A 12,959-nucleotide genomic window follows, 5' to 3' on the forward strand; every position below is an offset into this window, starting at 1 on the left:
GCCGCTTGCGCGCGCTGTCCTATCCCAATAGGACAGTGTGATGTTCCGGCGCCGCGTTTCCCGTCCCGACCACGCTCCGTCCGGGGAGTCGCCTGACCCGAGGATTGCGCCGGGCGACATCGGGCGGCTGTCCCGGCCCTTGTCGGGCGAGGCGCTGGCGCGCAGGCGGACGCTGGACGGCGCGCTGGCCGAACCGCCGCGCACGTTGCGCGACGATCCGGGAACACGGCGGCAGCGGATCGATTCGTTCGACGGGGCGCTGGCCGCGTTCGACCGGTCGTTTCCCGGTACTGGCGGCGGCGGTGGTCAAGGCGATGGCGGCGGTGGCACGGAGCCGCCCCGGCGCAAGCGGCCACTGCGCTGGTATCTGCGCTGGGCGATGCGGGGCCTTGGCGTGCTTATCGTCCTGCTGGTCATCGCGATCGCGTGGCTGGCGCTGACCGCGCCGCTGTCCAAGTCGCTCGAACCCCCTGCCCCGCCGTCGATCACCTTGCTGTCGGCCGAGGGGAAACCGATCGCCGAGCGCGGCGCCAATATCGGCAAGCCGGTCGACGCCGCCAAACTGCCCGCGCATGTGACCGAAGCGTTCATGGCGATCGAGGACCGACGGTTCCGCACCCATTGGGGGGTCGACCCGCGCGGCATCGCCCGCGCGCTGTGGACCAACACCGCGGCGGGCGGCGTGCGGCAGGGGGCGAGCACGATCACCCAGCAGCTCGCCAAGAATGCGTTCCTCGACTCGGACCGGACGGCAGCGCGCAAGCTGCGCGAGGTGATGATCGCCTTCTGGCTGGAAGCGTGGCTGACCAAGGACGAAATCCTGTCGCGCTATCTGTCCAACGCCTATTTCGGCGACAACGCCTACGGCCTCGATGCCGCCGCGCGCCATTATTTCAGCCGCGCGCCCAAGGACCTGACCGTCGGACAGGCGGCGATGCTGGCGGGACTGGTCAAGGCGCCGTCGCGGCTTGCCCCGACCGATAATCTGAAGGGTGCGCGCGCGCGGCAGAAGGTCGTCGTCGGCGCGATGGAGGCGGCGGGCTATCTGACGCCGGCCGAGGCCGACCGCGTCCAGCCGGCCGTGCTGCGCGTCGGCGGCACCCGGACGCTGCCGTCGGGAACCTATTTCGCCGACTGGGTCTTGCCGCAGGCGCGCGACCGCGCCGGCGGGATCGGCGCGGATCGCAAGGTCACGACCACGCTGGAAGTGAAGATGCAGCGCGCCGCCGAGCGCGCGGTACGCAACGCCGGGCTGAAACAGACGCAGGTGGCGATCGTCGCGATGCGGCCCGACGGGCGGGTGATCGCGATGGTCGGCGGCAAGGATTACCGCGCGAGTCCCTTCAACCGCGCGGTGCAGGCGCGGCGGCAGCCGGGGTCGACGTTCAAGCTGTTCGTCTATCTGGCGGCACTGCGCTCGGGGCTCGACCCCGACAGCGACGTCCTCGACGAGCCGGTGACGATCGGCGAGTGGAGTCCGAAGAACAGCGACGGCCGCTATCAGGGGACGATCAGCCTGACCCGCGCGTTCCAGCGATCGAGCAACGTTGCCGCCGCGCGGCTGACCAAGGAAGTCGGCGTCAAGAACGTGATCCGCGCCGCGCGCGATCTGGGCATCTCCACGCCGATCGCCAACGAGGCGTCGATCGCGCTTGGCACCTCGACCGTGTCGCTGCTCGAACTCACCAGCGCCTATGCCGCGATCGCCGCCGGCGAAGCGCCGATCGTGCCGCGCGGGCTGGCGGAGGAACAGGAGCCGAGCTGGCTCGACAAGCTGCGCTCGTCGCGCAAGTCGCTGGGCAAGCACGAGCTGGAGGGGATGCGGACGCTGCTGGCGGCATCGATCCGGCAGGGCACGGGCAGCGCCGCGAACCTGCCCGTCGAGGCGTTCGGCAAGACCGGGACGACGCAGGACAGCCGCGACGCGCTGTTCATCGGCTATGCCGGCGGGATCGTCGCCGGGGTGTGGCTGGGCAACGACGACAACACGCCCAATCCGGGGCTGGCCGGGGGCGGATTGCCCGCGCGCATCTGGCGCGACTTCATGCGCCAGGCGCTCGACCTGCGCGCGCCCGAACCGGTGGTGGCCGAGCCGGAGCCGATCGACAATGCGATCGACGCGGTACAGGAAGCGCTGGGCATCCCCGACGAGGGGCCGATGACGGTGGAGGGACCGGGGTTCGACGTGTCGCTCGACCGTGACGGGCAGGTGCGGTTCAATCCGCGCGAGGAGCGGCGGCGGGAGGACGATGGGCCGCCGGTGGAGGACCGTCGCGCGCCGGAGGATGAGGGCGAGCAGTAGGGATTTTTCGGGGCATCTTTCGTCATTCCCGCGCAGGCGGGAATCCATACACGCTGACGTGGGGTCTTGGGCCGCAACCGTTGCGTCTATGGATTCCCGCCTTCGCGGGAATGACGAGGGAGTGTGGGGCGATTCCCCCTCGTCACCCCGGACTTGTTCCGGGGTCCACCGATCCGCACACGCTGCCGCAGCGATTTCCGGTAGCAACGCTTGCGGACAGGTGGACCCCGGAACAGGTCCGGGGTGACGATTTGGGTTTGTCGGCCCGCCCCTCCCCTATTGTCACCCCGCTTCGTACCGGCCCCACAGACGGGTTCGGGCAACGGTTGACCCCTGCCCGCCCGCGTTCCAAGGCGCTGGTCATGCGTTTCTTTTCGGACAATGCCGCCCCCGCCCATCCCGCCGTGCTGGAGGCGATTCTCGCGGCGAACGGGCAGGATACCGCCTATGACGGCGATTCGCTGAGCCGGCGGCTCGACGCGCGGTTCGGCGAGGTGTTCGGGTGCGAGGTCGCGGTGTTGTGGGTGCCGTCGGGCACCGCCGCCAACTGCCTCGCGCTGACCGCGATGTGTCCGCCGCATGGCGGCATCGTCTGCCACGCGGACGCCCATATCCAGAACGACGAGGGCGGCGCGCCTGAATTCTACACCCATGGCGCCAAGCTAATGCTGCTGGGCGGCGAGCAGGCCAAGCTGACCCCGGATGCGATCACCGCGTTCCTGTCGACGGTGCGCGACGACGTGCATCAGGTGCAGCCGCATGTCGTGTCGATCACGCAGGCGACCGAGGCGGGGTGCGTCTACACCGCGCAAGAGGTCGCGGCGATCGGCGCAATGGCGCGAGAACGCAGGCTGGGGCTGCATATGGACGGCGCGCGCTTCGCCAATGCGGTGGCGTATCTCGGCTGCACGCCCGCCGAGGTGACGTGGAAGGCCGGGGTCGATGCGCTTAGCTTCGGCTTCATCAAGAACGGCGGCATGTCGGCCGAGGCTTTGGTGTTCTTCCGGCCCGAACTGGCGAAGGTCGCCAAGTACCGCCGCAAGCGTGCCGGATTGCTGGCGTCGAAGGGCCGGTTCCTCGCGGCGCAGTTGCTGGCGATGCTGGACGACGACGTGTGGCTGACCAATGCGCGGACCGCCAATGTCGGGGCAGCGATGCTGGCGGAGGCCGCGGGCGAGCGGCTGGTGCATCCGGTGCAGGCCAACGAGGTCTTCGTGCGATTGAACGCGCAAGAGGCAGCGGGCCTGCGCGCGCAGGGGTTTGATTTCTACGACTGGGGCGCGGGGCAGGCGCGGCTGGTGGTGGCGTGGGATCAGGGAGCCGAGATCGTCGCCCCGCTGGCCCGCGCGATCGCGGCGCTGTGAGCGACGCCGCCCCGCCCCGTTCGGCGAGCGCCGCCGTGCTGGTGCCGTTCGGCATCGTCACGCTGATCTGGGGATCGACGTGGATCGTCATCCGCGACCAGTTGGGGGTGGTGCCGGCGTCATGGTCGGTCACGTACCGCTTCGTGATCGCGGGGGTGACGATGCTGGCATGGGCGGCGATGCGCGGCGACCGGTTCGCGCTCGACCGGCGCGGATGGCTGTTCGCCGCGGGCCTTGGGCTCGCGCAATTCTGCCTGAACTTCAATTTCGTCTATCGCGCCGAACTGCACATCACCTCCGGGCTGGTGGCGTTGATGTATGCGTTGCTGATCGTGCCCAATGCGGTGCTGGCGCGCGTCTTTCTGGGGCAACGGATGGGCGGGCAGTTGCTGGTCGGATCGGGCATCGCGCTGTGCGGCGTCGCGCTGCTGTTCCTGCACGAAGCACGGGTGCGTCCCGAGAGCGGGAGCGAGGTGCTGCTGGGGCTGGGCATCGCGCTGGCGGGCGTGTTCGCGGCATCGGCGGCCAATGTGATGCAGGCGACGCCGACCGCGCGGGCCTATCCGATGGTGCCGGTGCTGGGGATCGCGATGCTGATCGGTGCCACGATCGACGCGGCCTATGCCGGGGCGACGGTGGGGGCGCCGGTGTTCGACTGGCGGTGGAGCTATGTCGCCGGGCTGTTCTACCTCGGCATCATCGCCTCGGCGGTGGCGTTTACGCTGTACTTCGGGCTGATCCGGGTGATCGGCCCGGCCAAGGCGGCGTATAATGGCGTGATCGTGCCGGTGATCGCGATGCTGTTGTCGACCCTGTTCGAGGGTTATCGCTGGTCGCTCTTGGCCGGTGCCGGCGCGGCGCTGGCGCTGGTCGGGCTGGTGGTGGCGCTCAAGGCACGCAGGCCGAACCGGTAGTCGGGATAGGCCGGGGTCCAGCCGAGGACGCGCTTCGCCCGGCCGTTCGCGACGCGGCGGTTCTCGGCATAAAAGGCGCGGGCCATCGGGCTGAGCGACTCTAGCGGTACGAACGGCGGCGGGGCTAGGCCCAATAGCGCGGCGGCATAGGCGACGACCTCGTTCTGCGAACATGGCAGGTCGTCGGCGAGGTTGTAGGCGCCGGCGGGCGCGGTGAGGCCGCGCGCGACGCCATCGGCGATGTCGGCGACATGGATGCGGCTGAACACCTGATCGGGCAGGTCGACGCGGTGTGCCTTGCCCTCCGCTACCCGGTCGAGCGGCGAACGACCGGGGCCGTAGATGCCGGGCAGGCGGAACACCCGCGCGCCCATCGCCAGCCAGTCGGCGTCGGCGGCGTTGCGGCCGACGCGGCGGCCGGCGATGGGCGATGCCTCGTCGACCCAGCCGCCACCGGCATCGCCGTAGACTCCGGTCGAGGAGAGATAGGCGAGGACCGGGCCGTCCAGCAGATCGCGGTAGGTGTTCAGCACCGGATCGCCGTCGGTGTCGGGCGGGATGCTCGACAGGATCGCGGTGGCGGCTCGCGCCTCGAACGCCACCCGATCATGGTCGGCGAAGGCGATGGTGCCAGCGCGACCGTCGCGGGTGGTGCCGGCGACGCGCCAGCCGTGCGGCTCCAGCCGGTCGGCGATGGCGCGGGCGGTGTAGCCCATGCCGAAGATCAGGAGGCGCATGGTCGTTCGCTTTCGTTCGTTCCGATCCCGCCATCACCCCGGACTTGTTCCGGGGTCCACGGTTCCGCGCAAGCAACGATTGCGGCGTTCGCGGCACGGTGGACCCCGGAACAAGTCCGGGGTGACGATGGGGGTGGATGCGCGGTCATCGTCAACACCACCGTCAACCGATCACTTTGCGCCGTAGCCGCCATAGAGCAGGCCGAAATAATCGCCCTTGTTCCAGCGCGGCCGTTCGTCGGCATCGGCGAGGTCGAGCGCGATGTCGTGGTTGATGCTCACGAACGCGCGCCCCGCCGCCCAGTCGAACGCCTGGGTCATGTCGTCGCCCGGCTGGTGGTAACGGTGTTCGAGGAAATCGGCGATCGCCGCCTTGCCCGGGCCGGCGGGACCGGTGTCGAGCGATACCGCCGGGATACCCGCCTTGACGAAGCTATAATGGTCCGACCGGACGAAGATCGCTTCCTCCGGTTCGGGATCGGGGGTGAGTTTCAGCCCGCGCGCGGCGGCGGCGCGGCCGACCGCCTGCGCCACGGTCGAATGGTCCGCGCCGATCGCGACGAGGTCCTCGAAGCGATAGGTCAGGATCGGCATGTCGAGGTTCACGTCGGCGACGATCGATCCGACAGGCACCGTCGGGTTCTGTGCGAAATAGTCGCTGCCGATCAGGCCCTTTTCCTCGGCGGTGACGCTCACGAACAACAGGCTGCGGCGCGGCTTCTTCACGTCGGTGGCGAACAGCTTGGCCGCCTCGATCATCGCGGCGGTGCCGGCGGCATTGTCCATCGCGCCGTTGTTGATCCGGTCCGCGCCAGCGGGCAGGTCGGGATCGGTCGAGACGCCGATATGGTCGAGATGCGCCGACAGCGCGACATACTGGTCGCGCAAGGCCGGATCGCTGCCGGGGAGCTTGCCGACGATGTTGCTGCTGTCGAACCGGGTGACGACCCCGCGCTGCTGCGTCGACACGCGCACGCCGGTGGCCCCGCGCGGGGTCGGCTGGCCCGCCGCATCGGCCTTCACCACCGCCGCCCAGTCGATCTTCGTGCCGGTGAACAGCTTGGCCGCGCCGGTGGCGCTCAGCGCGGCGACCGCCTGCGCGGCGGGGGCGACGACGTGCGGCACGCCGTCCTTGCCCACCCACGTCATCCGCTTCGCGCGCCAGATGCCGGCGATGTAGCTGAAGGGATAGCGCTTGGCCTGTTCGGCATTCTCGATCGCGATCACGGCCGTAGCGCCCTTCGCCGCCGCCGTCGCGCGCTTCGAATCGCTACTGGCCAGATGGGCGCGGATCTCGCTCGGCAGGCCGGCGGGCGCGCCGTAGAGATAGGCGACGATCTTGCCGCGCACATCAAGGCCCGCATAGTCGTCGAGCCCGTGCGTCGCATCGACGACGCCGCGCCCGACGAACACCACCTCGCCGCCGCGCCGGAAGTCGGCCTCGCGGAAGCTGGTTGGGGTGATGTAGTCGGTGCCGAAGGTCAGCGCCGGGCGACCGGGCGCGGTCAGCCGCCCCTCGCCCGCCGGCACCAGCGCGGCGAGCGGCACCTTTTGCAGATAACCGCCGTCGTCGCCGGCAGGTTGCAGGCCAGCCGCGCGGAACTGATCGGCGACATAGGCCGCCGCGCGGTCATATTCGGGGGTGCCGGGCTCGCGCCCCTGCATCGCGTCGCTGGCGAGGAACGCGACATGCGCGCGCATCGCGGCTTCCTGCGGGGTGAGCGGCGGCGCGGTCTGCGCCAGCGCGGTGGTGGATGCGAGCAGCAGCGTGAGGGGCAGGAGGCGCATGGGGGTGTCCCGATCAAAAGGTCGGCGGAGGATGGCGTGAAGCCGGTTCCGCATCCCCATCGTCACCCCGGACCCGTTCCGGGGGCCACCGTGCCGCGCACGCACCAGTCGTTGTGGTTGCGGCACCGTGCCCCCCGGAACAAGTCCGGGGGATGAGGGGGCGTACGCGGCGGTCAGCTCACTTCGCGCCGTACCCGTTATACAGCGTGCCGAAGAAATCGCCCTTGTTCCATGCCGGGCGCTGGGGGGCGTCGGCGATGTCGCGGGCGATCTGGTAGTTCACGTTGATGAAGCGTTCGCCCGATTCCCAGTCGATCGGCGGCCCCTGCACGACCTCGTCCGAAGGCTTGTGGTAGTTGTTGGCGAAGAACGCATCGACCGCCGCCTTGCCCGGCCCCGACGTGCCCGGCCACAGGAACACCGAGGGCACGCCCTGCTGCACGAAGCGATAATGGTCCGAGCGGACGAACAGCGCCATTTCGGGCATCGGATCGGGCGAGAAGCTGGCCCCGGCCTGTGCCGCCGCGCGCTTGACGATGTCCCCCAAGGTCGAGCGCGCCGCGCCGAAAGCAATGACGTCAGTGAACTTGTAGGTGATGATCGGCATGTCCAGATTGACGTCGGCGACCATCGTGCCGCCCGGAATGATCTTCGCGATCGTCGGGTTGTGCGCGAAATAGTCGGAGCCGACGAGGCCCTTTTCCTCGGCCGTGACCGCGAGGAACAGGATCGAGCGGCGCGGCGCCTTGCCCGCCGTCTCGAAGCGCTTCGCTTCCTCGATCAGCGAGGCGATGCCGACCGCATTGTCCATCGCGCCGTTGTAGATCGTGTCGCCCTTCGCATTCGGGCTGCCGACGCCGACATGGTCGAGATGCGCCGAAAGCACGACCGTCTCCGGCGCGACCGTGGGATCGCTGCCCGGCAGGATGCCGGCGACGTTGTAGCTCGGCAACGGGGTGGTGGCGGTGTTGATCGCCACGTCGAGGCGGGGCTTCAACGCCAGCCCGCGGAATTTGCCCTTGGCCGACAGCGCTTGGGCGGCCTTCGCCCAGGTGGTGCCCGAACCGGCGAAGAGCTTTTCGGCACCCGCCGCCGACAGCGTCGCGAGCGTCGGCACGCCGTCGCCCATGATGTGGCCCTTGCCATCGGCTTCGGCCCAGGTGACGCTGGTCGGCTGCGCGGTGGCGACGGTCTTGCCCATCGGCATGCGTACCGCCGCTTCGGGCGTCTGGAGCGCGATAATTCCGACCGCGCCCTTCGCCTTCGCAATCGCCGCCTTGGTCGGCAGGCCGCCGAAATGCGCCGCTTCCTCGCTGTCGAGGCCGTCGGGCGCACCGCGCACCACCGCGACGATCTTCCCGCGCACGTCGAGCCCGGCGTAATCGTCACGCGACGGCGATGACACGCCATAGCCGACATAGACGACCGGTGCGGCGAGCATGGTCTGCGCCGACGCCGGATTGACACCGGGCAGATAGTCCTGCCCGAAGGTCAGCGGCTGACCGTTCAGGGCGAGCTTGCCCATGTCGGCCGGGCCGACCTTGATGAGCGGCACGCGCTGGAGATAGCTGCCGTCGTCACCCGCCGGACGCAGCCCCGCCGCATAGAATTGCGAGGCGACATATTGCGCCGCGATGTCGAATTCGGGCGACCCCGCGTCGCGGCCGCGCATCGCGTCGCTGGCGAGGAACATGACGTGCGCCTTCATCGCCGCCTGCGCCGGCGGCAGGACGGCGTTGATCTGGGCATTGCTCGCCTGAACCTCGGCAGCGGTCGGCTGCGCGGGCGCGGGTGGCGTCTGGGCCATGGCGGCGGTGGAAAGCAAAAGACCAAGCGACAAGGCTGGACGGAACATTGGAATCCTTCGACAAGCGATCATAGATACAGGCGTACCGCCAGTCGGGGCGGCGTGCAACGCGCCGGCTGCCGCCGGCACCAACGGAAGTTCCTATGCTTATGCTCGACGCGACGCGCACCCCGATCGCCCCGCCCGTCATCCGGCGTGATGCGTATCGCGCCCCCCCATGGCAGGTGCGCGACGTGGCGCTGGATTTCGACCTCGATCCGCGCGGCACGCATGTCACCGCGACGCTGTCGGTGGTGCGGCACGGCGACGAGCCGTTGCGGCTGGACGGCGACGGGCTGACCCCGCGCGCGGTGAAGGTCGACGGCGTGCCGTTCGATGGCTGGCATATGGACGGCCCGGTGCTGGTCGTGCCGCTCACCGGCGACGCGCATGACGTGACGACCGAAGTCGTGATCGAACCGCAGGCCAATACCCAGTTGATGGGGCTGTACGCCTCGGGCGGGAACCTGTGTACCCAGTGCGAGGCGGAGGGGTTCCGCCGCATCACCTTCTTCCCCGACCGGCCCGATGTGCTGGCACGCTACCGCGTACGCATGACCGCCGACAAGGCGCGCTTCCCGGTGCTGCTGTCGAACGGCGATCCGGTGGGCGCGGGCGATCTGGACGACGGGCGGCACTGGGCGGAGTGGCACGACCCCTTCCCCAAGCCGTCGTATCTGTTCGCGCTGGTGGCGGGCGATCTGGTCGCCAACCGGTCGCATTTTGTCACCGCGTCGGGGCGCGAGGTGGACCTCGGCATCTGGGTCCGCGCCGCCGACTTGCCCAAGACCGACCATGCGATGCACGCGCTGAAAACGTCGATGGCGTGGGACGAGCGGGTCTATGGGCGTGAATATGACCTCGACGTGTTCAACATCGTCGCGGTCGACGATTTCAATTTCGGGGCGATGGAGAACAAGGGGCTGAACATCTTCAACAGCCGCTACATCCTCGCCGACCCCGATACCGCGACCGATTATGATTACGACGGCATCGCCGCCGTGGTCGCGCACGAATATTTCCACAACTGGTCGGGCAACCGCATCACCTGCCGCGACTGGTTCCAGCTCTCGCTGAAAGAGGGCTTCACCGTGTTCCGCGATCAGGGGTTTTCGGCGGATCAGGGATCGGCGGCGGTCAAGCGGATCGAGGATGTCCGATCCTTGCGCGCGTCGCAATTCCCCGAGGATGCCGGGCCGCTGGCCCACCCGATCCGGCCCGATGCGTATCAGGAGATCAGCAACTTCTACACCGCCACCATCTATAACAAGGGGGCGGAGGTCGTGCGGATGATCGCGACGATCCTGGGGCCGCAGGCATTCCGCGCCGGCACCGACCTGTATTTCGCGCGGCACGACGGGACGGCGGCCACCTGCGAGGATTTCGTGGTCGCGATGGAGGAAGCCTCGGGCGTCGACCTGTCGCGTTTTCGCCGCTGGTACGAACAGGCGGGGACGCCGCGCGTCTCGGCGATGCTGAAGCATACCGCCGGCGGCGGGCGCGCCACGCTGACGCTCCGGCAGATGGTGCCGCCGACGCCGGGACAGGAGGTGAAGCGGCCGATGGTCCTGCCGCTCAGGATCAAGCTGTTCGGCGGCGAGACGGGCGAGCCGGCGAGCGAGGAGCATCTGGTGCTGTTGGAAGAGGAAACCGCCAGCGTCACTTTCGAAGTGGTGGCCGAGCGGCCGATCCTGTCGATCAACCGCGGTTTTTCGGCACCCGTCATCGTCGAAACCGATCGCAGTTCGGCCGACCTCGCCTTCCTGAGCGCGCATGACGACGATCCGTTCGCGCGATACGAGGCGATGCAGCAACTGATGCTCGACACGCTGGTCGCATCGGTCGCGGGCGGGCGCGGCGAGCATGACGCGGTGGTGCAGGCGGTGGCGAACACCTTGGCCGACGACCGGCTCGACCGCGCGTTCGTGGCCGAGGCGGTGCTGCTGCCGTCCGACAGTTTCGTCGGCGACCAGATGGGTATCGTCGATCCCGATGCGATCTTCGCCGCGCGGGAGGCGCTGCGGGCCGACATCGGCCGGGCGCTGATCGCCGACTGGCGCGAGGTCTATGCCGCCACCGCCGCGCCCGACGGTTTCGCCTATACCCCCGATGCCAAGGGCAAGCGGCGACTGCGCACCGTGGCGCTGGGCTATATCGCCGCGTCGGGCGCGGCCGATGCCGCCACCATCGCCTTTGCCCAGTTCGATGCCGCCGACAACATGACCGACCGGCAGGGCGCGCTGATGACGCTGGTCAATTCGGATGCCGACGCGCGCATCGCCGCGCTCGACATCTTCTACAACCGGTATCGCGACAACGCGCTGGTGCTCGACAAATGGTTCACGACGCAGGCGCTGTCGACCCGCGCCGATGCGTTCGAGCAGGTGGAGGAACTGGCCGGGCACCGCGACTTCACGCTGACCAACCCCAACCGCGCCCGCGCGCTGATCGGCGCGTTCGCGATGAACCAGAAGGCGTTCCACCGGATCGACGGCGCGGGATACCGCTTCCTCGCCAACCGGTTGATCGCGCTCGACCGGATCAACCCGCAGACCGCCGCCAAGATGCTGCCCCCGCTCGCGCGGTGGCGGCGATTCGACGCGGCGCGCGGCCAGCGAATGCGCGCTGAGCTGGAGCGCATCCTGTCGGTGCCGGGACTGTCCAAGGATATGCTGGAGCAGGTGGGCAAGTCGCTGGGGTAAGCGGTTTCACCCCTCGTCAATCAATCCCGGTTAGTCTTTTTCGAATCAATGCGATGCGAAAAGGACCGTGCCGGTGTTCCGGGTGCCCGATGAAACCACGCTGAGCCTGTGCGCGGTCGTCGTCAGCCTGTGTTTCACCGCGACGTTCCTCGCCTTGCGCCTGCGCCAGCCGGCCGAGCGTTACTGGGGATATTGGGCGGCGAGCGGCATCTGTTACATCGTCGGCGTCGTCGGGCTGAGCGAATTGGCGAAGCCGATCGTGCCGACGATCGGCGGCGTCCTGTTCGGCCTGGTCGGCGGGGCGACGGTGCTGACGCTGGTGGGCATGCGCGCCTTTGCCGGCATGCCGGCGTGGCGGTGGTGGATCGTCGTCCTGCTGGCGTTGCCGCCGACCGGGTATCTGGCGGCCGCGTTCCTGTCGTCGGGTGGCACGACCCCCGGCGGATCGCCGTTGCAGCGCATGGTCGGCGGCACGATGCTGACGGTCGTGCTGGGAGGATGCGGCGCGTCGCTGTTCGCGGGCACCGTGGCGCGGCGCGTCGGTGGATGGTCGCGCGCGGTCGGGGTGGCGCTGCTGGCGCATCTGCCGAGCTATGCGACGGTCCTCGCCTCGGTCTATATCGGGCGCGAGGGCAACGACGCGATAGCGTCCTATCTGCGCATGACGCAGCCGGTGCTGATGGTCGCGATCGACCTGGTGCTGCTGGCGATGCCGGGCATGGTGGCGATGGAGCGGCTGCGCGAGGCGGCGTGGCGCGACGGGCTGACCGGCCTCTACAACCGTCGCTGGCTGGGCGATGGCGAAGCGGCGCGGGCGGCGGCGGGGGCCGGCGTGGCGATGATCGACCTCGACGGGTTCAAGGGGGTCAACGACCGGTGCGGCCATGCGGCGGGCGACCGGTTGCTGGTCGATTTCGCCGCGCATCTGCGGCACTGGGCCGATGCCCATGCCGCCGAGGTGGTCCGGCTGGGCGGTGACGAGTTCCTGATCCTGTTCATGCCCGACGACGAAGTGCTGGCCGCCACGCTGCACCGCCACCTGGGCGCCGCGCCGCATGGTCCGGCAAAAGTGCCGCCATGGTCGGCGAGCATCGGCATCGCCCACTGCCCCGCCGGATCGGCGACGTTGCAGGGCGCGATGCAGGCGGCCGACGACGCGCTGTATGCGGCGAAACAGGCGCGGCGGTCGGGCGTGCCCTGCGCCGCATGACAGGATGTCCGAAAATGCGTCGAAACGCATTTTGCGGTGCCGGCCCGCTCCCCCTCCCGACCACCCATTCAGGATACGCTGTGGGTGGTCGGGAGG

8 protein-coding genes are annotated in these 12,959 nt (G+C 69.2%); 5 read left to right on the top strand and 3 right to left on the bottom strand.

Features of this window, described 5'->3' with window-relative positions:
• The first annotated feature begins 139 nt into the window (after positions 1 to 139).
• From ASE78_RS14790 to ASE78_RS14800, 3 genes are all read left to right on the top strand, one after another.
• Positions 140 to 2,302, top strand: a complete 2,163-nt coding sequence (locus ASE78_RS14790; protein ID WP_056498090.1) for a transglycosylase domain-containing protein — start codon at positions 140 to 142, stop codon at positions 2,300 to 2,302.
• Positions 2,303 to 2,664: 362 nt separating this feature from the next.
• Positions 2,665 to 3,666 carry a threonine aldolase family protein gene (locus ASE78_RS14795; RefSeq protein WP_056498091.1) on the top strand — a complete coding sequence of 334 codons (1,002 nt, stop codon included), beginning with the start codon at positions 2,665 to 2,667 and terminating at the stop codon, positions 3,664 to 3,666.
• Positions 3,663 to 4,580, top strand: coding sequence for a DMT family transporter (locus tag ASE78_RS14800; RefSeq protein WP_056498092.1), 918 nt, complete (start codon positions 3,663 to 3,665; stop codon positions 4,578 to 4,580). Before ASE78_RS14795 ends, ASE78_RS14800 begins: the two co-directional genes overlap by 4 nt.
• Here the strand turns inward: ASE78_RS14800 and ASE78_RS14805 are convergent.
• From ASE78_RS14805 to ASE78_RS14815, 3 genes are all read right to left on the bottom strand, one after another.
• On the bottom strand, positions 4,490 to 5,317 hold the full coding sequence (locus ASE78_RS14805; protein ID WP_056498094.1) for a hypothetical protein: 828 nt from the start codon (positions 5,315 to 5,317) through the stop codon (positions 4,490 to 4,492). The two genes, ASE78_RS14800 and ASE78_RS14805, sit on opposite strands and share 91 nt — an antisense overlap.
• Before the next feature lie 171 nt (positions 5,318 to 5,488).
• Positions 5,489 to 7,105, bottom strand: coding sequence for a M20/M25/M40 family metallo-hydrolase (locus tag ASE78_RS14810; RefSeq protein WP_056498097.1), 1,617 nt, complete (start codon positions 7,103 to 7,105; stop codon positions 5,489 to 5,491).
• Between the two features lie 178 nt (positions 7,106 to 7,283).
• Positions 7,284 to 8,912, bottom strand: coding sequence for a M20/M25/M40 family metallo-hydrolase (locus tag ASE78_RS14815; protein WP_235515097.1), 1,629 nt, complete (start codon positions 8,910 to 8,912; stop codon positions 7,284 to 7,286).
• Positions 8,913 to 9,061: 149 nt separating this feature from the next.
• Between ASE78_RS14815 and pepN the strand changes: the two genes are divergently transcribed.
• Both pepN and ASE78_RS14825 read left to right on the top strand, forming a co-directional pair.
• Complete coding sequence (gene pepN / locus ASE78_RS14820; RefSeq protein WP_056498100.1) at positions 9,062 to 11,653, top strand: aminopeptidase N; 2,592 nt, start codon at positions 9,062 to 9,064, stop codon at positions 11,651 to 11,653.
• 73 nt (positions 11,654 to 11,726) lie between these two features.
• Positions 11,727 to 12,863 carry a sensor domain-containing diguanylate cyclase gene (locus ASE78_RS14825; RefSeq protein ID WP_056498102.1) on the top strand — a complete coding sequence of 379 codons (1,137 nt, stop codon included), beginning with the start codon at positions 11,727 to 11,729 and terminating at the stop codon, positions 12,861 to 12,863.
• Positions 12,864 to 12,959 lie beyond the last annotated feature (96 nt).

This window comes from Sphingomonas sp. Leaf25 (assembly GCF_001421635.1).
GTDB lineage: Bacteria > Pseudomonadota > Alphaproteobacteria > Sphingomonadales > Sphingomonadaceae > Sphingomonas.

What these genes read in the sequence shown, in the direction of transcription:
- ASE78_RS14795 (WP_056498091.1), top strand. Translation starts at nt 2,665, where the DNA reads ATGCGTTTCTTTTCGGACAATGCCGCCCCCGCCCATCCCGCCGTGCTG.
- ASE78_RS14805 (WP_056498094.1), bottom strand. Translation starts at nt 5,317, where the DNA reads ATGCGCCTCCTGATCTTCGGCATGGGCTACACCGCCCGCGCCATCGCC.
- ASE78_RS14810 (WP_056498097.1), bottom strand. Translation starts at nt 7,105, where the DNA reads ATGCGCCTCCTGCCCCTCACGCTGCTGCTCGCATCCACCACCGCGCTG.
- ASE78_RS14815 (WP_235515097.1), bottom strand. Translation starts at nt 8,912, where the DNA reads ATGGCCCAGACGCCACCCGCGCCCGCGCAGCCGACCGCTGCCGAGGTT.
- pepN (WP_056498100.1), top strand. Translation starts at nt 9,062, where the DNA reads ATGCTCGACGCGACGCGCACCCCGATCGCCCCGCCCGTCATCCGGCGT.